The organism is Modestobacter muralis (assembly GCF_010682105.1).
GTDB classification, from domain to species: Bacteria; Actinomycetota; Actinomycetes; order Mycobacteriales; family Geodermatophilaceae; genus Modestobacter; species Modestobacter muralis.
In genome coordinates, this window is the sequence record NZ_JAAGWH010000014.1 from 1 (window position 1) to 21,252 (window position 21,252).

Genomic DNA, 21,252 nt, shown 5'->3' on the forward strand with positions numbered 1-21,252 from the left:
CGGGGGCACCAAGGGACAAGAACGGGTTGGAGCGAGTCACAACCCGCGCAGTGTGCGTTCGAGTCGCACGGGGGCACCAAGGGACGAGAGCGGGGTCGGAGCGAGTCACGACCCGCGCGGTGTGCGTTCGAGTCGCACCCGGGGCACCGGAAGACGACGCCCGCGCCCGCCGGCCCGCGGACGGCCGGCGTCCCGGCCGCCGGACCTGCGCCCCCCGCAGGCCGCCGGGCGACGACCCGCCGGCCGTCAGTGCTGCGTGTCCGTGGGCCACCGCACCCGGGAGTCCCGAGGACGCAGCACGCGCCGCGAGCGAGCCCACAGACGGCCACCGGGACCTCCGGACGACGTCCCCGGGTCAGATCTGCGAACTCGTGGCCACCGCACCCGGGATTCCCCGGGAACGCAGATCTCGCGGCGGACCGCGGGCGCCGCAGGCCCCTCCGGGACGCCGTCGCCGGGCAGCCAATACCGTGGCTGCGTGACCGGCCACATGACCCCCGAGGAGTTCCGCCAGCACGGCCACGAGGTCGTGGACTGGATCGCCGACTACTGGGGCCGCATCGGTGAGTTCCCGGTCCGGTCGCAGGTCTCCCCCGGCGACGTCCGGGCCGCGCTGCCGCCCTCGCCGCCGGAGCAGGGCGAGCCCTTCGCGGCGATCATGGCCGACCTCGACCGCGTGGTCCTGCCGGGCACCACCCACTGGCAGCACCCCGGGTTCTTCGGCTACTTCCCGGCCAACACCTCCGGGCCCTCCGTGCTCGGCGACCTGCTGTCGGCGGGCCTGGGCGTGCAGGGCATGTCCTGGGTGACCAGCCCGGCGGCCACCGAGGTCGAGCAGCACGTCATGGACTGGCTGGCCGAGCTGCTGGACCTCCCCGCCTCCTTCCGCTCCACCGGCACCGGCGGCGGCGTCGTCCAGGACTCCAGCTCCGGGGCCAACCTGATAGCCCTGCTGGCGGCGCTGCACCGGGTCAGCCGGGGCGCCACGCTGCGCCAGGGGGTCCGCCCCGACGAGTACACGGTCTACGTCTCCGCGCAGACGCACAGCTCGATGGAGAAGGCCGCCCGCATCGCCGGCCTGGGCACCGACGCCATCCGCGTGGTCGAGGTCGACGCGGAGCTGGCGATGAGCCCCCGGGCGCTGGCCGCCCGGATCGAGCGCGACGTCGCCCGGGGGTTCGTCCCCGTCCTGGTCTGCGCCACGGTCGGGACGACGTCGACGACGGCGATCGACCCACTGGCCGAGCTGGGCCCGATCTGCCAGCGGTACGGCGTGTGGCTGCACGTCGACGCCGCGTACGCCGGGGTCGCCGCCGTGGCCCCCGAGCTGCGGCCGTTGCAGGCCGGGGTGGAGTGGGCCGACAGCTACACCACCGACGCGCACAAGTGGCTGCTCACCGGCTTCGACGCCACGCTGTTCTGGGTCGCCGACCGGGCCGCCCTGACCGGCGCGCTGGCGATCCTGCCCGAGTACCTGCGCAACGCCGCGACCGACGCCGGCGCGGTCGTCGACTACCGCGACTGGCAGATCGAGCTGGGCCGCCGCTTCCGGGCGCTGAAGCTGTGGTTCGTCGTCCGCTGGTACGGCGCCGAGGGGCTGCGGGCCCACGTCCGCGAGCACGTGGCGCTGGCCCAGGAGCTGGCCGGCTGGGCCGAGGCCGACGAGCGGTTCGACGTCGCCGCCCCGCACCCGCTGTCGCTGGTGTGCCTGCGGCCCTGCTGGGCGCGCGGTGTCGACGCCGACGTCGCGACGATGACGCTGCTGGAGCGGCTCAACGACGGCGGCGAGGTGTTCCTGACCCACACGACGGTCGACGGCGCGGCGGTGCTGCGGGTGGCCATCGGCGCCCCGGCGACCACCCGAGGGCACGTCGAGCGACTGTGGACCCTGCTGCGCGAGGGCCACGACTGGCTGGCGAACGACTTCGAGGAGCAGGCCCGCGAGCAGCGGGAGGCCGAGGCGGCCCGGCGGGCGCAGGAGGAGCAGGCCCACGCCGAGCGCGAGCTGGCGGCCCGGCAGGCCGAGGCAGCCGCCGCGGCACCGGCCGAGGGCGAGGTGCCGGCGGCCGACGCGGCAGCTGGTGAGAGCGGGGTCGGGGTGCAGGACGGGGTCCCGGCCGAGCTCGACACCCCTGGCGAGGAGCACGCGCCTGTCGCGGTCGAGCAGCCAGCCCTGAGCGGGACGCCGGTGCACGCGGAGGTCGCCCTGCAGGACCAGACACCGGCCGAGACACCTGTCGAGACCCCGGCCGCCTGGGACGAGAGCGCGGCCCAGGCAGCGGCCCAGCCGCCGGCCGGGGGCACCGACGCGGACCAGCCCGAGGGGCGCCCGCAGGACTGAGGTGGTGGTGGCGGCCGGGGAACCCGGCCGCCGCTCACTCCAGGGAGCGGATGAGCCCCTCCTGGACGGCGGTGGCGACGTGCGTGCCGTCCGCGGCCCAGATCTGCCCGAAGCACAGCGCGCGGCCGCTGGCGGCTGCGGGGCTGTCGGTCTCGTAGAGGAACCACTCGTCGGCGCGCACCGGCCGGTGGAACCAGATGGCGTGGTCGAGGCTCGCGCCGACCGTCGTCCCGCTCCAGCCGCCACCGATCCGGGCCAGCCCGGCCGACAGCAGGGTCAGGTCGCTGACGAAGGTCAGCGCCGCGGCGTGCACGGCGTCGTCGTCGGGCAGCCGGCCGGCGACGCGGAACCACACGCGGGAGGCGGTGTGTGGCGGCAGCCGCGGCGTCGGGTCGAACGGGTCGACCAGGTAGCGCTGCTCGACCGCCCGCTCCAGGGCCCGCAGCACCGCGCCCTGCTCGGGGTGGGCGGCGGCGACCTCGGCCAGCCCGGGCAGCGCCTCGGGACCGGGCACCTCGGGCATCGGGAGCGAGTGCTCGACGAGCGGCCGCTCCCCCGCGGTGAAGTCCGCGGTCAGGGCGAAGATCGCGACATCGGCGCCCTTGCGGGTCTGCCGGGCGACGACCCGCCGGGTGCTGAACGACCGACCCTCGCGGATCCGGTCGACCTCGTAGCGGATCTCCTCGTGCGGGTCACCCGGCCGCAGGAAGTACGAGTGCAGCGAGTGCACCGCCCGATCGCCGGACACCGTGGCGTTGGCGGCGGTCAGCGCCTGGGCGGCGACCTGCCCGCCGAAGATCCGCTGCAGGGGCGTGCGGGGCGTGGTGCCGACGTAGAGGTCCTGACCCCGCTCCTCCAGGTCCAGCACCACCATCAGCCCGGCGGCCGGGGTCTCCCCCGGCCGCGCGCCGCCGTCCCGCACGTCCCCGGCGGTCACGCCTCGGTCCCCACCTCGTGCACGCGCACCAGGTTGGTGGAGCCGGCCATGTTGGGCGGGCTGCCGGCGATGATGACGACCTGGTCGCCCTCGTTGAGCCGGCCGATCGACAGCAGCGAGAAGTCGACCTGCCCGACCATGTCGTCGGTGTGGGTCACCTCGGGGACCAGGAAGGTCTCCACGCCCCACGACAGCGCCAGCCGGCTGCGCACCCGCGGGTCGGTGGTGAAGGCCAGGATCGGCAGCCGGGTCTTCACCGACGCCAGGCGCTGCGCGCTGCGGCCGGTGGAGGTGAACGCCGCCAGCGCCGCCACGTCGAGGGCCTCGCCGACGTCCTTGGCCGCGCGCACCATGGCACCCGGGCGGGAGTGCGAGGCGTGCTTGAGCGGCGGGGCGAGGATCTCGTCGGTCTCGACGGCGGCGATGATCCGCTCCATCGTCTTGACCGCCACGATCGGGAACTTGCCGACCGAGGTCTCCCCGGACAGCATCACCGCGTCGGCGCCGTCGAGGACGGCGTTGGCGACGTCGGAGGCCTCGGCGCGGGTGGGCCGGGAGTTCTCGATCATCGACTCGAGCATCTGCGTGGCCACGATGACCGGCTTGTTGCGCTCGCGGGCGGCCTGGACGGCGCGCTTCTGCACCATCGGGACCTGCTCCAGCGGCAGCTCCACGCCGAGGTCACCGCGGGCGACCATGACGCCGTCGAAGGCGTCGCAGATGGCCTCGAGGTTCTCGATCGCCTCGGGCTTCTCCAGCTTGGCGATCACCGGGACCTCGACGTCCTCCTGGCGCATGACCTCGCGCACCAGCTCGACGTCCTTGGCGTGCCGGACGAAGGACAGGGCGACGAAGTCCACGCCGAGGGAGAGGGCGAAGCGCAGGTCGGCGGTGTCCTTCTCGGACATGGCCGGGACGCTGACGGCGACGCCGGGCAGCGACAGGCCCTTGTTGTTCGAGACCGGACCGCCCTCGAGCACCAGGCAGAAGACGTCGGGACCGGCGACCTCGACGACGGTCAGGGCGATCTTGCCGTCGTCGACGAGCAGGCGGTCACCGACCCGGGCGTCGTTGGCGAGGTCCTTGTACGTGGTGGACACGCGCTCGGCGGTGCCCTCGACGTCCTCGACGGTGATGCAGACGCGGCTGCCGGTGGGCCACACGGCCTTGCCCTCGGCGAACGTGCCGAGCCGGATCTTGGGGCCCTGCAGGTCGGCGAGGACCGCCACCGCACGGCCGACCTTGTCACTGGCCTGACGGACGAGGCGGTAGGCCGTCTCGTGGTCGGCGTGCTTGCCGTGGCTGAAGTTGAGGCGGGCGACGTCCATGCCGGCCTCGACGAGGGCGGTGATCTGCTCCAGCGAACCGGTCGCCGGGCCCAGCGTGCAGACGATCTTCGCGCGACGTGACATGGGGCTGAAACTAGTCGCCCCTCGGGAGGACTCCACGGACCGGGTCCGTCGTGTCCCCCCGAGGGGGCGTAGTCGTCAGGGACGTCTCGTCCCGGGCGGTGACCAGCGCGTCAGGACAGCGGGACGGCCCGCGGGGTCACCGGACGCGGCAGCATCGAGTTGCCGGTGAGCCAGTTGTCGACCGCCCCGGCAGCCGCCCGGCCCTCGGCGATCGCCCACACGATGAGCGACTGGCCGCGGCCCATGTCACCGGCCACGAACACCCCCGGCGTGGTCGACATGTACTCGTCGTCCCGGGCGACCCGGCCGCGCTCGTCGACGCCGCAGCCCAGCTGCTCCACCAGGCCCGTGGTCTCCGGGCCGGTGTAGCCCAGCGCCAGCAGCACCAGGTCGGCCGGCAGCTCGCGGGTGCTGCCCGGCTTGGGCTGCCGTCGGCCGTCCACGACCTCGATCTCGACGACCTCCAGCGCGCGGACGTTGCCGTGCTCGTCGCCGAGGAACCGCTCGGTGTTGACCGCGAAGAGCCGGTCGCCGCCCTCCTCGTGGGCCGGGGAGACGCGCAGGATCATCTCGTAGGTCGGCCACGGGTTGTCCTGCGGACGGGTGCCGGCCGGGGCCGGCTTGTAGTCCAGCTGGGCCACCGACGCAGCACCCTGGCGCAGCGAGGTGCCCAGGCAGTCCGCGCCGGTGTCGCCGCCGCCGATGATGACCACGTTCTTGCCGCGGGCGTTGATCGGCGGGTCGTCGAGCTCGCCGAGCGCCTCGAGGTTGCCCCCGGGCAGGAACTCCATGGCGAAGTGGACGCCGGCCAGGTCGCGGCCCGGCAGCGGCAGGTCACGAGCCACCGGGGTGCCGATGGCCAGGACGACGGCGTCGAACTCCGCCTGCAGCTGCTCGGTGGTCACCGCGCCCTCGCCGGTGCCGCCGACGTGGACGTCGGTGACGAAGCGGGTGCCCTCGGCGCGCATCTGGTCCAGCCGCCGGTCCAGGTGGCGCTTCTCCATCTTGAACTCGGGGATGCCGTAGCGGATGAGCCCGCCGATCCGGTCGTCCCGCTCGTAGACGGTGACCTCGTGCCCGGCCCGGGTGAGCTGCTGCGCGGCGGCCAGCCCGGCGGGACCGGAGCCGACGACGGCGACCTTGCGGCCGGTGAGCTCCGCCGGCGGCTGCGGGGTGACCCAGCCGTTGGCGAAGGCCTGGTCGATGATCTCCCACTCGATGTTCTTGATCGTGACCGGCGCGTTGTCCAGGTTCAGCACGCACGCCGACTCGCACGGCGCCGGGCAGAGCTTCCCGGTGAACTCGGGGAAGTTGTTCGTCGCGTGCAGCCGCTCGATCGCCTCCTGCCAGTCGTCCCGGCGGGCGAGGTCGTTCCACTCCGGGATCAGGTTGCCCAGCGGGCAGCCGTGGTGGCAGAACGGGATGCCGCAGTCCATGCAGCGGGCGGCCTGCTCGCGGACGGCCTGCACCGGGAAGACGGCGTCCTCCCCCCGGTCGCGGGTGAGGTACACCTCCTTCCAGTCCAGCAGGCGCAGCTCGACCGGCCGCCGCGGCGGCGTCTGCCGGTCGTACTTGAGGAACCCCGTTGCATCAACCACGTGCCGCCTCCATCACTGCTCGGTCCACGTCGTGCCCGGCAGCCTCGGCGGCCCGTCGGGCCTCCAGGGCACGCCGGTAGTCGCGCGGCATGATCACGCTGAACCGCTCGGACCAGCGGCCCCAGTCGGCGAGCAGGCTGGTCGCCACGGCGGAGCCGGTGGCCGCGCGGTAGCGGACCAGGACCTCGCGCAACCACTGGGAGGCCTCGGCGTCGAGCTCCTCGACCTCCACCATCTCCCGGTTCACCCGGTGCCGGGCGAGGTCCAGGACGTAGGCCACCCCACCGGACATGCCGGCGGCGATGTTGCGCCCGGTCTCGCCCAGGATGACCGCCGTCCCGCCGGTCATGTACTCCAGGGCGTGGTCGCCCACGCCCTCGACGACGGCCAGGGCACCGGAGTTGCGGACGCAGAACCGCTCCCCGACCCGGCCGCGCAGGAACAGCTCACCGGACGTAGCGCCGTAGCCGATGACGTTGCCGGCGATGACGTTGTCCTCGGCGGCGAAGGTCGCCTCCGGTGCGGGGCGGACGACGATGTGCCCGCCGGACAGGCCCTTGCCGACGTAGTCGTTGGCGTCGCCGACCAGGGTCATGGTGATCCCGCGCGGCAGGAAGGCGCCGAAGGACTGACCGGCCGACCCGGTGAAGGTCAGGTCGATCGTGCCGTCGGGCAGCCCCTCGCCACCGAAGCGGCGGGTCACCATCGAGCCCAGCATCGTGCCGACGGTGCGGTTGACGTTGCGCACCGGCAGCTCCAGGTGCACCGGGCGGGCGTCCAGCAGCGCGCCCTCGCAGAGCTGGATGAGCGTCTGGTCCAGGGCGACGTCCAGGCCGTGGTCCTGGTCGCGCACCTTGTGCCGCGGGGTGCCCTCGGGCATGTCCGGGACGGCGACGATCGGGCTCAGGTCGATGCCCGCGGCCTTCCAGTGGTCGACCGCCGGGGTGACGTCGAGCAGCTCGGCGTGCCCGACGGCCTCGTCGATCGAGCGGAAGCCGAGGGCCGCCAGGTACTCGCGCACCTGCTGGGCGATGAACTCGAAGAACGTCACCACGAACTCCGGCTGCCCGGTGAAGCGCTTGCGCAGCTCCGGGTTCTGGGTCGCGACGCCGACCGGGCAGGTGTCGAGGTGGCAGACGCGCATCATCACGCAGCCCTCGACCACCAGCGGGGCGGTGGCGAAGCCGAACTCCTCGGCCCCGAGGAGCGCGGCGACGATGACGTCCCGGCCGGTCTTCATCTGCCCGTCGACCTGGACCACGATCCGGTCGCGCAGGCCGTTGGCCAGCAGCGTCTGCTGGGTCTCGGCCAAGCCGATCTCCCACGGGGTGCCGGCGTGCTTGAGCGAGGTCAGCGGTGCAGCACCGGTGCCCCCGTCGAAGCCGGAGACCAGGACGACGTCGGCCTTGGCCTTGCTGACCCCGGCCGCGACCGTGCCGATCCCGGACTCCGAGACCAGCTTGACGTGGATCCGCGCCTCGTTGTTCGCGTTCTTGAGGTCGTGGATGAGCTGCTTGAGGTCCTCGATGGAGTAGATGTCGTGGTGCGGCGGCGGGCTGATCAGGCCGACGCCGGGCGTGGAGTGCCGGGTGCGGGCGATCCAGGGGTAGACCTTGCTGCCGGGCAGCTGACCGCCCTCGCCGGGCTTGGCGCCCTGGGCCATCTTGATCTGGATGTCGTCGGCGTTGACCAGGAACTCGCTGGTCACCCCGAACCGGCCGCTGGCCACCTGCTTGATGCCCGAGCGGCGCAGGTCGCCGTTGGCGTCGGGGACGAACCGGTCGGCGTCCTCACCGCCCTCACCGCTGTTGGACCGCCCACCGAGCCGGTTCATCGCGATCGCCAGCGTCTCGTGCGCCTCGGCGGAGATCGAGCCGTAGCTCATCGCCCCGGTCTGGAAGCGCTTGACGATCTCGCTGATCGGCTGCACCTCCTCGATCGGCAGCGCCGGGCGCTCACCGGTCTTGAGGGTGAACAGCCCGCGCAGCGTCGCCGCCTTCGCTGACAGCCCGTCGACGGCCTCGGTGTAGCGCTGGAAGACGTCGTACTGCCGCGACCGGGTGGCGTGCTGGAGCAGGAACACCGTCTCGGGGTTGAACAGGTGCACCTCGCCCTCGCGGCGCCACTGGTACTCCCCCCCGGTCTCCAGCCGGCGGTGCGCGGTCTCGGTCGCGTTCGGCGGCCAGGCCCGGCGGTGGCGCATGGCCACCTCCTCGGCGAGCACGTCCAGGCCGACGCCGTCCAGGGTGGCCGGGGTGCCGGTGAAGTACTCCTCGACGACGGCCTTCGACAGGCCCACGGTCTCGAAGATCTGCGCCATCGTGTACGAGCCGACGGTGCTGATGCCCATCTTGCTCATCACCTTCAGCACGCCCTTGCCCATGGCCTTGACCACGTTGCGGACGGCCTGCGCCGGCTGCACGCCGGTGAGGGTGCCGGTGCGGATCAGGTCCTCGACGCTCTCGAAGGCCAGGTAGGGGTTCACCGCGGCGGCGCCGTAGCCCAGCAGGAGGGCGACGTGGTGCACCTCGCGGCAGTCACCGGTCTCCACGACCAGGCCGACCTGCATCCGGGTGCGCTCGCGCACCAGGTGGTGGTGGACGGCGGCGGTCATCAGCAGCGAGGGGATCGGCGCGCGCTTCTCGTCGCTGTCGCGGTCGGACAGCACGATGACCCGGGCGCCGGCGGCGATGGCCTTGCTGACCTTGGTCCGCAGGTCCTCGATCGCCTGGGCCAGCGCCGCACCGCCACCGGTGACGTCGAAGTGGCCGGTGATCCGGACGGCGGCGAAGCCGGGGAGGTCCCCGTCGTCGTCGATGTGCAGGATCTTGGCCAGCTCGTCGTTGTCGATGACCGGGTAGGGCAGGTGCACCTGACGACAGGACGCCGGGCTCGCGCCCAGCAGGCTCTGCTCCGGGCCGAACGTGCGGCCCAGGCTGGTCACCAGCTCCTCGCGGATGGCGTCCAGCGGCGGGTTGGTCACCTGGGCGAAGAGCTGGCTGAAGTAGTCGTAGAGCTGCCGGGAGCGGTCCGACAGCGACGCGATCGGGGTGTCGCTGCCCATCGAGCCGATCGGCTCGGCACCGCTGGCCGCCATCGGCTGCACCAGGATGCGCAGCTCCTCCTCGGTGTAGCCGAAGAGCTGCTGGCGGCGGACGACGGACTCGTGGCTGGGCCGCGCGCGGCGCCGGTCGGGCAGCGTCGGCAGGTGCACCAGCCCGGCGTGCAGCCAGTCCTCGTAGGGCTCGGCCGCGGCCAGGTCGCCCTTGACCTCCTCGTCGCTGACGATCCGCCCGGCGGCGGTGTCGACGAGGAACATCCGGCCCGGCTGCAGCCGGCCCTTGGCCACCACGTCGCCGGCCGGGATGTCGAGCACGCCGGCCTCGCTGGCCAGCACGATGAGGTCGTCCTTGGTGCGCCACCAGCGGCCCGGGCGCAGGCCGTTGCGGTCCAGGACAGCGCCGATGAGCGTGCCGTCGGTGAACGCGACGCAGGCCGGCCCGTCCCAGGGCTCCATGATCGAGGAGTGGAAGCGGTAGAACGCGCGGCGGGCGGCGTCCATCTCGGCGTGGTTCTCCCACGCCTCCGGGATCATCATCAGCACCGCGTGCGGCAGTGAGCGGCCCGACAGGTGCAGCAGCTCGAGCACCTCGTCGAAGGTCGCCGAGTCGCTGAAGTCGCTGGCGGTGACCGGGAAGATGCGCTCCAGGCCGAGCTCGCTGGCCGGGCCGGCCGGGCCGTCGAACAGCCCGGTCTCCAGCTTGGCCTCGCGGGCCCGCATCCGGTTGCGGTTGCCCTTGATCGTGTTGATCTCGCCGTTGTGCGCGATGAACCGGAACGGGTGGGCCAGCGGCCAGCTGGGGAAGGTGTTGGTGGAGAAGCGGCTGTGCACCAGGGCGATCGCGGACTCGTAGCGCTCGTCGCGCAGGTCGGGGAAGAACGCCGGCAGCTGGTCGGTGGTCAGCATGCCCTTGTAGGTGATCGTGCGGGAGGACAGCGAGGCGATGTAGCAGCTGCTGCCGGCCTCCCGGGCAGCCCGCTCGACGCGCTTGCGCACCACGAACGCCCGGCGCTCGAGCCGGGTCACCCCGTGCGGTGCGGTGGTGCCACCGAACGCGGCCACGTCGGCGCGGGCGCCGGTGGTCTCGGCGACGAAGAGCTGGGCGAAGTGCGGCATGACCGCGCGTGCGGTCGGGCCGAGGTCGGCACCGTCGGGGTCGACCGGGAGCTCGCGCCAGCCGAGGACCGTCAGGCCCTCCTCGGCGGCCAGGCCGGTGACGGTCTCCACGACGGCGGCGCGCTCGGCCTCGTCGGTGGGCAGGAAGGCGATGCCGACGGCGTACTCACCGGCCGGTGGCAGGTCGAAGCCGACGCTGGCGCGCAGCAGCGCGTCGGGCACCTGGGTGAGGATGCCTGCGCCGTCACCGGAGTTCGGCTCGGAGCCCGCGGCGCCGCGGTGGTCGAGGTTGTGCAGCGCGGTGAGGCCCGCGGCCACGATCGACCGGGAACGGCGGCCCTGGGCGTCGGCGACGAAGGCGACACCGCAGGCGTCGTGTTCCCGGGCCGGGTCGTAGAGACCGGAGGCCGCCGGGAGGGCGGAGAACGGGACCGGCGAGGGGGCAGCCGGGACCGGCTGTCCTGCGGAGGGGGCGGCGAGGTCGGACATGTCACTCCCGTCGTCGGCTGGCCGCGGCGCCCGGGTCCGCGCCGTCCGCGAGGACGGCCCGGGGGCGCTGGTGCGGGGGGTCACGTCGACCCCGCCGGGTGGTCAGAGCGGTGGGGTGGAACAGGGAGGGTCGATCGGTGCGGTCCGTCGGGGTGGGGCAGCGGGGCCGGCGCACACGGTACGTCCGGCCTCGTGGATCCGCGCAGCCCGCGGACTGGTGGCCGCGGGGTGGTCGTGCGCGGGGCAGCGCTGGCCCGGTTCCGACGTCGCCGGCCGGCCCAGGATCACTGGTCGGCCGCAAGTCAGCGTACACAGCCAGGACACGTGAGCGACATGTCGAACAGGTCTCAGCGCGGTCTCGGCGGCGCGTCGCGGACGACGGTCCGCCGACACCCGCCGGTCAGCCGGGCTGCGGCCCGCCCCGGTCCTCGGCGGTGCTGCCGGTACGGCGCTCCCCCGGCTCGTCGGCGGTGCCGTCGGCCGGCTCGGTCCCCGCTGCGGCGGGCGCCGGCGCGGCGACCTTCGCGGGCGTCGCGAGGCGGTCGGCGGCGGCCTTCTCCTGACCCCGGGTGACGACCTCGCGCGGCCGTCCGCGGTGGGCGATGAGGTAGGCCACGGCCAGCAGGCCGACGATGACCGAGGTGAAGACGTTGAGCCGCAGCCCGAGGAACTGCTCGGCGGTGTCGATGCGCAGCGCCTCGATCCAGACCCGGCCGGCGCAGTAGGCGGCCACGTACAGGGCGAAGGCACGACCGTGCGAGAGCCGGAAGCGGCGGTCGGCCCAGATGACCAGTGCGGCGACGCCGAGGTTCCACAGCAGCTCGTAGAGGAACGTCGGGTGGAAGGTGCCCAGCACCTCCGCCTGGCCGTCGGGGCCGGTCAGGGCGCGCCCGGCCGAGGAGTCCCAGCGGTGGATGGTCAGCGCCCAGGGCAGGTCGGTGGCCCGGCCGTAGAGCTCGTTGTTGAACCAGTTGCCCAACCGGCCGACGGCCTGGGCCAGCACGATGCCCGGGGCGATGGCGTCGGCGAAGGCAGGCAGCTTGATCCCGCGGCGGCGGCAGCCGATCCAGGCACCGACGGCGCCCAGGGCGATGGCCCCCCAGATGCCCAGCCCGCCCTCCCAGATGGCGAAGGCCCGGACCGGGTCGCCGTTCTCCCCGAAGTAGGGCTCGGGGGTGGTGATCACGTGGTAGATGCGGCCGCCGACGATGCCGAAGGGCACCATCCAGACGGCGATGTCCAGCACGTCGCCGGGGGCCCCGCCGCGGGCGACCCAGCGGCGCTCGCCCAGCCAGCAGGCGAGCACGATGCCGGCGATGATCGCCAGCGCGTAGCCACGCAGCGGGAACGGCCCGATCTCCCACACGCCCACGGTGGGGCTGGGGAGGGCCGCGAGCTGCTCCAGGGCACCGGTCATGCGCCCACCCTGGCACGCCGGACGCCGGCGGCGAGCTCCTCGGACAGGACACGCACGCCGTCGGCGCCCCGGCCGTCGAGCAGCTGGCGGACGTAGGCCGAGCCGACGATGACCCCGTCGGCGAAGCCGGCCACCTCGGCGGCCTGGTCGCCGGTGGACACGCCCAGCCCGACGCACACGGGCAGGTCGCCGCTGACCTCACGGCTACGGTCGACCAGGCGCTCGGCGGCGTCCCCGACCGTCGCCCGGGACCCGGTGACGCCCATGGTGGAGGCGGCGTAGACGAACCCGCGACAGGACGCGATCGTGGCGGCCAGCCGGGCGTCGGTGGACGACGGCGCGACCAGGAAGACCCGGTCCAGGCCGGTCCGCTCGCTCGCCGACAGCCAGGCGGCGGCCTCGTCGGGGATCAGGTCGGGGGTGATCGCGCCCGCTCCCCCGGCGGCGGCGAGGTCGTCGGCGAACCGGTCGACGCCGTAGCGCTCGATGGGGTTCCAGTAGCTCATCACGACCGGCACCGCCCCGGCCGCGGAGACGGCCGCGACGGCGCGGAGCACGTCGGTCATGCCCACGCCGGCGGAGACGGCGACCTCGACCGCCTCCTGGATGACCGGCCCGTCCATCCCGGGGTCGGAGTAGGGGACGCCGACCTCCACGACGTCGGCACCGCCCTCGACGGCGGCGACCATGGCCGCGATCGAGGTGTCGACGTCGGGGTAGCCCACCGGCAGGTAGGCGATCAGCGCGGCGCGGCCCTCGGCCCGGGCGCCCTCGATGACGGTCTGCAGCGCGCTCATGCCTGCTCCCCCGCGTCCTGGCCGGCGACGGCCTCGTGGTTGGCGACGGCACCCTCGGTGGCGTGCTGCTCCTCGTCCAGGCCCGGGCCCGGGTCGGCGCCCCGGCCTGCCTCGACGGCACGCGCGTCCTCATCGGTCGGGGCGCCGTGCTCGCCCAGCCCGAACCAGGCGCTGGCGGTCTCGACGTCCTTGTCACCGCGGCCGGAGAGGTTGACCAGCAGCAGCGCGTCGGGCCCGAGCTCCTGCCCGACCTTCATCGCCCCGGCCAGGGCGTGCGCGGACTCGATCGCCGGGATGATGCCCTCGGTGCGGCAGAGCAGGGCGAAGGCCTCCATGGCCTCGGAGTCGGTGATCGGCCGGTACTCCGCGCGCCCCATGTCGTGCAGGTAGGCGTGCTCGGGGCCGACCCCGGGGTAGTCCAGGCCGGCGGAGATGGAGTGCGACTCGATGGTCTGGCCGTTGGCGTCCTGCAGCAGGTAGGACCGGGCGCCGTGCAGCACGCCCGGGTCGCCACCGGTGATGGAGGAGGCGTGCCGGCCGGTCTCGACGCCGTCGCCGCCGGCCTCCAGGCCGATCAGCCGGACGTCGGCGTCGGGCACGAAGGCGGTGAAGATGCCGATCGCGTTCGAGCCACCGCCCACGCAGGCCAGGACGGCGTCGGGCAGCCGGCCCTCGCGCTCGAGGACCTGGGCGCGGGCCTCGTCACCGATCACCCGCTGGAAGTCCCGGACCATGGCCGGGAACGGGTGCGGCCCGGCGACGGTGCCGAAGACGTAGTTGGTGGTCTCGACGTTGGTGACCCAGTCGCGGAAGGCCTCGTTGATGGCGTCCTTGAGGGTGCGCGAGCCGGTGGTCACCGGGATGACCTCGGCGCCCAGCAGCCGCATGCGGGCGACGTTGAGCGCCTGGCGGCGGGTGTCCTCCTCGCCCATGTAGACGGTGCAGGACAGCCCCATCAGCGCGGCGGCCGTGGCGGTGGCGACGCCGTGCTGGCCGGCGCCGGTCTCGGCGATGACCCGGCTCTTGCCGATCCGCTTCGTCAGCAGCGCCTGGCCCAGCACGTTGTTGATCTTGTGCGAGCCGGTGTGGTTGAGGTCCTCGCGCTTGAGCAGCACCCGGGCGCCGCCGCAGTGCTCGGCGAACTTGGGCACCTCGGTGACCGGGTTGGGCCGGCCGGTGTAGTCGCGCTGCAGCCGGGCGTACTCGGCGATGAACTCCGGGTCGACGCGCATGGCCTCGTAGGCCTCGCTGAGCTCGTCGAGGGCGGCGATGAGGGCCTCGGGCACGAACCGGCCGCCGTAGGGGCCGAAGTGCCCGGTGGCGTCCGGCCACTCCGGACGCGCGGTGAGGTCGCGGACGTCAGGGGCGGCGGGGTGGAGTGCGGTCACCCCTACAGCGTAGGGACCGTGGCGTCCTCGACCGTCCCGCAGGGTCCCGCGGTCCTCGGCCCTCTCGAAGGGGCCCGCCGCGAGCTCGCGAGCGGTGACGGGCGAGAGGGTCCTCTCTCAGCGCGTGGTGCGCGGGGTGGCGGGGTGCGAACCCGCGGTGACCAGGTCGGCCACGGCCTGGCGCGGGTCGCCGGCGGTGACCAGCCCCTCGCCGACCAGGACCGCGTCGGCGCCCGCGCCGGCGTAGCTGATCAGGTCGTGCGGGCCGCGGACACCGGACTCGGCGATCTTGACCACCTCGCTGGGCAGCCCGGGGGCGATCCGCTCGAAGGTGCTGCGGTCGACCGACAGCGTGGTCAGGTCGCGGGCGTTGACCCCGATGACCGAGGCGCCCGCGGACAGCGCGCGGTCGGCCTCGGCCTCGCTGTGCACCTCGACCAGGGCGGTCATGCCCAGGGACTCGATCCGCTCGAGCAGCCCGGTGAGCACCGGCTGGTCGAGCGCGGCGACGATGAGCAGCACCAGGTCGGCGCCGTGCGCGCGGGCCTCGTGCACCTGGTAGCTGCTGACCACGAAGTCCTTGTTCAGCACCGGGACGTCGACGGCGGCGCGGACGGCGGCCAGGTCGGCGTGCGAGCCACCGAACCTGCGGCCCTCGGTGAGCACGCTGATGACCCGCGCCCCGCCGGCGGCGTACTGCACGGCGAGCGCGGCCGGGTCGGCGATGGCGGCCAGCGCGCCCTTGCTCGGGCTCTTGCGCTTCACCTCGGCGATCACACCGACGCCGGGGGCGCGGAGGGCGGCCAGAGCGTCCAGCGCGGGGCGGGTGTCGCGGGCGACGGCCTGCACCTCGGCCAGCGGGGTGGCGGCCTGGCGTGCTGCGACGTCCTCCCGGACGCCGGCGACGATGTCGTCGAGGACGCTCATGACCCCTCCTCCGTGTGCCAGGACCTGTGCCGCCGGACGTTCCTGGGCAGCTGCGGTCACTCTAGAGACGCCTCGGTTCCGCTCCGCCCGGGGGTCCACCAGGACACCGACAGCGCCCGGCCACGGCGCCCGGCCCCGTCGCAGGGGCCCACCGCGAGCGTGCGAGCGGTGGGGGGCGACGGGGTCCTTGTTCAGACCGTCGGGTCGTCGCCCCGGTCGAGGGCCTTCCACGCGGCCTGGTGCCGGTCCTCGGGGGTCTCGGGCCGGGCCCGGCGGGCCGGCGCGGGTGCCGGTGCAGGGCCGGCGGGGACGGGAGCGCGCTCGTAGCGGCGGCTCATCCCCGGCCAGCGCCGGCCGCGCAGGACGACCAGGGCCCCGGCGAGCACCCCCAGGACGCCGGCGAGCAGCGCCAGCAGCGGCCAGGTGACCGCAGCGTCGGTGCGCACCTGGGCATCGCCGAGCCCGACCGAGGAGGTCACGTCGGCGAGGTCGACGCCCAGCCGGCCGGTCAGCCCGCGCAGCCCCGACCAGGCCAGCACCCCGCCGGCGACGGCCACCAGCAGGCCGACGACGACCCGGCCGGCGCCACGGACGGCGAGGACGGCGAGGGCGGCGGCCAGCAGCAGCAGCCCGCAGGCGCCGACCAGCGGCGCGGCCTGCCCGCCGGTGAGCGCCTCGACCGTGGACGGCAGCGGCGGCTGCCGGGTGATGGTGACCTCGGCCCACGGCGAGGACGACGACGTGAGCGCCAGCCCCCCGGCCGCGGCGCAGGCCAGGACCGCGACGGTGAGCTCCCGGCGGGTGGACGCCGGGCCCACGGTGCCCGTCGGTCCGCTCACGGCAGCTCCCGCAACCCCTCGGCGGTGGCGATCGCCGAGAGCACGGCCCGCGCCTTGTGCCGGGTCTCGGCCTCCTCGCTGGCCGGGTCGCTGTCGGCCACGACGCCGGCGCCGGCCTGCACGTAGGCGCGGCCCCCGTGCAGCACCGCGGTGCGGATGGCGATGGCCATGTCCATGTCACCGCCGGCGTCGAGGTAGCCGACGGTGCCGGCGTAGAGCGCGCGCCGGGTGGGCTCGATGTCCTCGATGACCTCCATCGCCCGGGGCTTCGGCGCCCCGGAGACGGTGCCGGCGGGGAAGGTCGCGTCGAACACGTCCAGGGCGTCGCGGCCCGGGCTGACCTGGCCGGAGACGGTCGAGACCATGTGCATCACGTGGCTGTAGCGCTCGATCCGCATGAAGTCGGCGACCTCCACCGTGCCCGGGACGCTGACCCTGCCCAGGTCGTTGCGGGCCAGGTCGACCAGCATCACGTGCTCGGCGCGCTCCTTGGGGTCGGCGAGCAGCTCCTCGGTGAGCCGGACGTCGTCCTCCGGGGTCGCCCCGCGCGGGCGGGTGCCGGCCGGCGGGTGGACGACGGCCCGGTCGCCGGTGACGGTGACCAGCGCCTCGGGCGAGGAGCCGACGACGTCGAAGGGCGTCTGCCGCCCGGCGAAGCGCAGCAGGTACATGTACGGCGAGGGGTTGCTGGCCCGCAGCACCCGGTAGAGGTCCAGGGCCTCGACGTCGGTGGCCAGCTCGAACCGCTGGCTGAGCACGGTCTGGAACACGTCGCCGGCCCGCACGTGCTCGCGCACCCGCTCGACGCCGGCCTCGAAGACCCCCGGGCCCATGTTGCTGGTGACCGGCGGGGCGTCGCGGGTCTCCAGCGTGGCCACGCCCGGCGGCACCGCCTTGGTCAGGTCCGCAGCCATCGCGTCGAGCCGGGTGACCGCGTCGTCGTAGGCCGCCGGGCCCGCGGCCAGGGCGTTGGCGATGAGCAGCACCGTGCCGTCGGTGTGGTCGAGCACGGCCAGGTCGGTGACCAGCATGAGCGCGATCTCGGGCATGCCGAGGTCGTCGGTGGCGGTCTCCGGCAGCCGTTCCAGCCGCCGGACGACGTCGTAGCCGAGGTACCCGACCAGCCCACCGGTCAGCGGCGGCAGCCCCTGAGGGTCGGCGAGCGCGTTGCGGGGTGAGCGCATCCGCCGGGCCAGGGTGCGCACCGCGGCCAGCGGGTCGGTGGGCAGGTCGTCCGTCAGCCCGGGCAGCGGGTCGCCCAGCCACGCCGTCGTCCCGTCGATCTCGGTCAGCACCCCGGCGCTGCGGACGCCGACGAAGCTGTACCGCGACCACTGCTTGCCCTGCTCGGCGGACTCCAGCAGCACCGTGCCGGGGCGGTTGCCGGCGAGCTTGCGGTAGATCCCGACGGCGGTCTCGCTGTCGGCCAGCAGCCGGCGGGTGACCGGGACGACCGGTGCGTCGAGCGCCGCGAACTCCTGCGCCGAGGGGGTGGTCTCACCGAGTCGCACGGGAAGCCTCCAGCGGGCGGTGGAAGCAGCTGCGCTCGCCGGTGTGGCAGGCGGGCCCCTCCTGGTCGACGAGCAGCAGCAGGGCGTCGCCGTCGCAGTCGAGCCGGACGTCGCGCACCCACTGGCGGTGCCCGGAGGTCTCGCCCTTGACCCAGTACTCCTCGCGGCTGCGCGACCAGTAGGTGGCCCGGCCGCTGGTCAGCGTGCGGTGCAGCGCCTCGTCGTCCATCCAGGCGACCATGAGCACCTCACCGGTGTCGTGCTGCTGGACGACGGCGGCGACCAGGCCGGCCGGGTCGCGGCGCAGCAGTTCGGCGACGGCGGGGTCGAGCGGGGAGACGGGGGCGGACATGCCCCTGATCGTCCCACCCCGCACCGGCGCGGCTCAGGCCCAGGGCGGCCGGGTGGGCTCGGGCTGCTGCAGGGGCTGGGGTTCCCCCGCCGTCCGGCCGCTCCGCCGGTGCAGCCACCGCCGGAGCTCGGGCAGGAACGGCAGCCCGCCGGCGAGCAGGGCGAGGACGGCGAAGACCGCCGGCAGCACGAACACCCCCTCGCTGAGGGTGGCCGGCGCGACGTCGTCGAGGACGGCGACCCAGTACAGGCTCAGCGCGAGCTGCAGGGCGGCCGCGCCGAGCAGCCACCGTCGGCTGCCGCCCAGCACCCGCACGCCCCCGGCGACGAGCAGGCCGGCCAGCACGAGCTGGATCAGTGCCGTCCAGCCGCTGATGCCGGCCGAGGACCCGCGGGCCAGGCTGGACAGGGCGGAGAAGGCCATCGCCCAGATCGTGCCGACCACGACCAGCACGGTGGAGACGAAGGCGAGCACGGCGGCGGCGACGTGCAGTCCGGGCCGCTCCGCACGCGCCGGCGGTCCCCACGGCTGCGGCGGCCCCCAGGGAGCCGGACCCCACGGCGGCTGGCCCCCCTGTGGCTGGGGCCACTGCGGCTGACCCCACTGCGGCTGACCGCACGCCGGCGGGTCCCAGGGCTGCTGCCCGTACGGCTGCAGCGCCCCGTACGCCTGCTGCCCGTACGGCTGCGGCGGCGGCCAGGACGGCCCGGACTGCGGTGCGGTGGTCGGCGGGCCGGCGTAGGGCGGGACGGCGTCCCAGTCCTGGGTGCTCACAGTGCGGCTGCCACGGCCCGGCCGGCGACCCGGCCGGAGAACAGGCAGCCGCCGAGGAACGTGCCCTCCAGCGAGCGGTAGCCGTGCATGCCACCACCGCCGAAGCCGGCGATCTCCCCGGCCGCGTACAGCCCGGGGACGGGGGCGCCGCCGCCGCGCAGGACGCGCCCGGACAGGTCGGTCTCCAGCCCGCCGAGGGTCTTGCGGGTGAGCAGGTTGAGCCGGACGGCGATCAGCGGGCCGGCGTCGGGGTCGAGCAGCCGGTGCGGCCGGGCCACCCGGATGAGCTTGTCGCCGAGGTAGGTGCGGGCCTGACGCAGCGCCGTGACCTGCTGGTCCTTGCTGAACCGGTGGGCGATCTCCCGGTCGCGGGCGACGACCTCCCGCTCGACGGTGGCCAGGTCCAGGTGCGGGGTGTCGCCGGTGACCCGGTTCATCCCGGTGACCAGCTCGGGCAGGGTCGGGGCGACCACGAAGTCCTCGCCGTCGTCCATGAACCGCTGGACCGGGGCGGCGGCGCCGGCGCGGAGGCGGGTGAGCAGCAGCCGGAGGTCCTTGTCGGTGAGGTCGGGGTTCTGCTCGGAGCCCGAGAGCGTGAACTCCTTCTCGAGGATCTTCTGCGTCAGCACGAACCAGGTGTGCTCGTGGCCGGTCGTGCCGATGTGCGCCAGCGTGCCGAGGGTGTCGAAGCCGGGGAACAGCGGCGCGGGCAGGCGGGTGCCGGTGGCGTCGAGCCAGAGCGAGGAGGGCCCGGGCAGGATCCGGATGCCGTGCCGCTCCCACACCGGAGAGTGGTTGACGATGCCCTCGGTGTAGTGCCACATCCGGTCGGGGTTGATCACCCGGCCACCGGCGTCCTCGGTGATCTGGAGCATCCGCCCGTCGACGTGCGCCGGGACGCCGGACAGCAGCCGCTGCGGCACCGGGCCGAGCCGGGCGGGCCAGTTGCGGCGCACCAGGTCGTGGTTGCCGCCGATCCCGCCGGCGGTGACGACGACGGCCTGCGCGGACAGCTCGAACTCCCCGACCTCGGTGCGTGAGCTGGCGACCCCGCGGGCGACGTCGCTGGGTTCGAGGACCGCGCCGCGCACGCCGGTGACGACGCCGTCGGTCATCACCAGCCCGTCGACGCGGTGCCGGTGGCGGACCTCGACCAGGCCGGCCTCCACGGCCCGGGCGACCCGGGCGAGGAAGGGCGCGAGGACGCCGGGGCCGGTGCCCCAGGTGACGTGGAAGCGGGGCACGGAGTTGCCGTGACCGGTGGCCGTGTAGCCGCCGCGCTCGGCCCAGCCGACGACGGGGAAGAACCGGACGCCCTGGGCGTGCAGCCAGGCGCGCTTCTCCCCCGCGGCGAACTGCAGGTAGGCCTCGGCCCACTGCCCGGGCCAGTGGTCCTCGGGGCGGTCGAAGCCGGCGGTGCCGAACCAGTCCTGCCGGGCGAGCTCCAGGGAGTCGTGCACCCGCAGCCGGCGCTGTTCGGGGGTGTCGATGAGGAACAACCCACCGAAGGACCAGAAGGCCTGCCCGCCCAGGGAGGCGGCCGGTTCCTGGTCCAGCAGGACCACCCGCCTGCCGGCGTCGGCCAGCTCGGCGGTGGCGACCAGCCCGGCGAGGCCGGCCCCGACCACGATGACGTCAGCGTCCGCGTGCACTCCTGCCAGGTCCACGTCCCGACGCTAGCCGCCCCGGGGCCCGGTCGTCCCGCGCCCGGCCGCGTCGGGTCCACTCCCGCACCGGACGGCGCAGCGCCAGCACCAGCCCGCCGAGCGGTCCGACGACGAGCACCAGCGCCAGCCACGCCGCCTCGCCGTCGCCGAGGGCGGCGGTGAACAGCGCCAGTGCCAGCAGGCCGAGCAGCGGGAGGACGCAGCTCCAGGCCAGCACCGCCGACCCGCTGACCGGTCCGAGGCCCCGGCCGCGCAGCACCAGCACCGCGCCGGCGAGCGCACCGGCCGCGAGCAGCAGCGGGACGAGCAGGTACCAGCTCCAGCTGCGGTCGGCGTCCCAGAGCAGCCAGCCCAGGAAGCCGTCCTCGACGGCGACCAGCCCGCCGAAGAGTGCGGCGAACGGCGCCTGGACCGGCCGGACCAGCGCTGGCGGAGCCGCCGATGGACCACGGCCGAGGGGACGACGGGGACGGTGCCGGGTCGCCGCCGCGCCCGGGCGGCGGCTGGAGGTGGACGGCATGTCGTCCAGGGTGGGGCCCCGGGCCGGGAACCGGCTGGCGATCAGCTGGGAGCCGGCTGAGAGCCCTCCGTCACGACGCCAGGAGGGCCGTCAGGCTGGTCCCGTG

Annotated in this window: 15 protein-coding genes; 1 reads left to right on the plus strand and 14 read right to left on the minus strand. The window is 74.4% G+C overall.

Annotated features, from left to right (window positions below):
* Positions 1 to 478 precede the first annotated feature (478 nt).
* The gene (locus tag GCU67_RS07095) at positions 479 to 2,341 is read left to right on the plus strand and encodes a pyridoxal-dependent decarboxylase (RefSeq protein ID WP_170311018.1); all 1,863 of its coding nucleotides are present in this window, start codon (positions 479 to 481) and stop codon (positions 2,339 to 2,341) included.
* A gap of 34 nt (positions 2,342 to 2,375) precedes the next feature.
* Here the strand turns inward: GCU67_RS07095 and GCU67_RS07100 are convergent, their stop codons facing one another.
* The 14 genes from GCU67_RS07100 to GCU67_RS07165 form a co-directional block, all read right to left on the minus strand.
* The gene (locus GCU67_RS07100) at positions 2,376 to 3,278 is read right to left on the minus strand and encodes an acyl-CoA thioesterase (RefSeq protein ID WP_338104838.1); all 903 of its coding nucleotides are present in this window, start codon (positions 3,276 to 3,278) and stop codon (positions 2,376 to 2,378) included.
* On the minus strand, positions 3,275 to 4,690 hold the full coding sequence (gene pyk, locus GCU67_RS07105; RefSeq protein WP_163610403.1) for a pyruvate kinase: 1,416 nt from the start codon (positions 4,688 to 4,690) through the stop codon (positions 3,275 to 3,277). The genes GCU67_RS07100 and pyk overlap by 4 nt, the downstream gene beginning before the upstream one ends.
* Before the next feature lie 110 nt (positions 4,691 to 4,800).
* Positions 4,801 to 6,288, minus strand: a complete 1,488-nt coding sequence (locus GCU67_RS07110; RefSeq protein WP_163610404.1) for a glutamate synthase small subunit — start codon at positions 6,286 to 6,288, stop codon at positions 4,801 to 4,803.
* A complete protein-coding gene (gltB, locus tag GCU67_RS07115) occupies positions 6,281 to 10,954 on the minus strand; it encodes a glutamate synthase large subunit (protein ID WP_163610405.1) in 4,674 nt (1,557 codons plus the stop codon). Before gltB ends, GCU67_RS07110 begins: the two co-directional genes overlap by 8 nt.
* 400 nt (positions 10,955 to 11,354) lie before the next feature.
* On the minus strand, positions 11,355 to 12,371 hold the full coding sequence (lgt, locus tag GCU67_RS07120) for a prolipoprotein diacylglyceryl transferase (RefSeq protein ID WP_163610406.1): 1,017 nt from the start codon (positions 12,369 to 12,371) through the stop codon (positions 11,355 to 11,357).
* Positions 12,368 to 13,168 (minus strand): tryptophan synthase subunit alpha, encoded by an 801-nt coding sequence (gene trpA / locus GCU67_RS07125; RefSeq protein WP_163610407.1) that lies wholly within the window; start codon positions 13,166 to 13,168, stop codon positions 12,368 to 12,370. The genes lgt and trpA overlap by 4 nt, the downstream gene beginning before the upstream one ends.
* Positions 13,165 to 14,556, minus strand: a complete 1,392-nt coding sequence (gene trpB, locus GCU67_RS07130; RefSeq protein WP_163610408.1) for a tryptophan synthase subunit beta — start codon at positions 14,554 to 14,556, stop codon at positions 13,165 to 13,167. Before trpB ends, trpA begins: the two co-directional genes overlap by 4 nt.
* 117 nt (positions 14,557 to 14,673) lie before the next feature.
* The gene (trpC, locus tag GCU67_RS07135) at positions 14,674 to 15,483 is read right to left on the minus strand and encodes an indole-3-glycerol phosphate synthase TrpC (RefSeq protein WP_163610409.1); all 810 of its coding nucleotides are present in this window, start codon (positions 15,481 to 15,483) and stop codon (positions 14,674 to 14,676) included.
* A gap of 191 nt (positions 15,484 to 15,674) precedes the next feature.
* Positions 15,675 to 16,322 carry a Trp biosynthesis-associated membrane protein gene (locus GCU67_RS07140; RefSeq protein WP_338104839.1) on the minus strand — a complete coding sequence of 216 codons (648 nt, stop codon included), beginning with the start codon at positions 16,320 to 16,322 and terminating at the stop codon, positions 15,675 to 15,677.
* The gene (locus tag GCU67_RS07145) at positions 16,319 to 17,833 is read right to left on the minus strand and encodes an anthranilate synthase component I (RefSeq protein WP_163610410.1); all 1,515 of its coding nucleotides are present in this window, start codon (positions 17,831 to 17,833) and stop codon (positions 16,319 to 16,321) included. The genes GCU67_RS07140 and GCU67_RS07145 overlap by 4 nt, the downstream gene beginning before the upstream one ends.
* Positions 17,820 to 18,185: a phosphoribosyl-AMP cyclohydrolase gene (gene hisI, locus GCU67_RS07150; protein WP_163610411.1), complete on the minus strand. Its 366-nt coding sequence runs from the start codon at positions 18,183 to 18,185 to the stop codon at positions 17,820 to 17,822. Before hisI ends, GCU67_RS07145 begins: the two co-directional genes overlap by 14 nt.
* A gap of 33 nt (positions 18,186 to 18,218) precedes the next feature.
* The gene (locus GCU67_RS07155; RefSeq protein ID WP_163610412.1) at positions 18,219 to 18,959 is read right to left on the minus strand and encodes a hypothetical protein; all 741 of its coding nucleotides are present in this window, start codon (positions 18,957 to 18,959) and stop codon (positions 18,219 to 18,221) included.
* Complete coding sequence (locus GCU67_RS07160; protein WP_338104840.1) at positions 18,956 to 20,626, minus strand: FAD-binding dehydrogenase; 1,671 nt, start codon at positions 20,624 to 20,626, stop codon at positions 18,956 to 18,958. Before GCU67_RS07160 ends, GCU67_RS07155 begins: the two co-directional genes overlap by 4 nt.
* Complete coding sequence (locus GCU67_RS07165) at positions 20,595 to 21,146, minus strand: hypothetical protein (protein WP_163610413.1); 552 nt, start codon at positions 21,144 to 21,146, stop codon at positions 20,595 to 20,597. The genes GCU67_RS07160 and GCU67_RS07165 overlap by 32 nt, the downstream gene beginning before the upstream one ends.
* Positions 21,147 to 21,252: the final 106 nt, after the last annotated feature.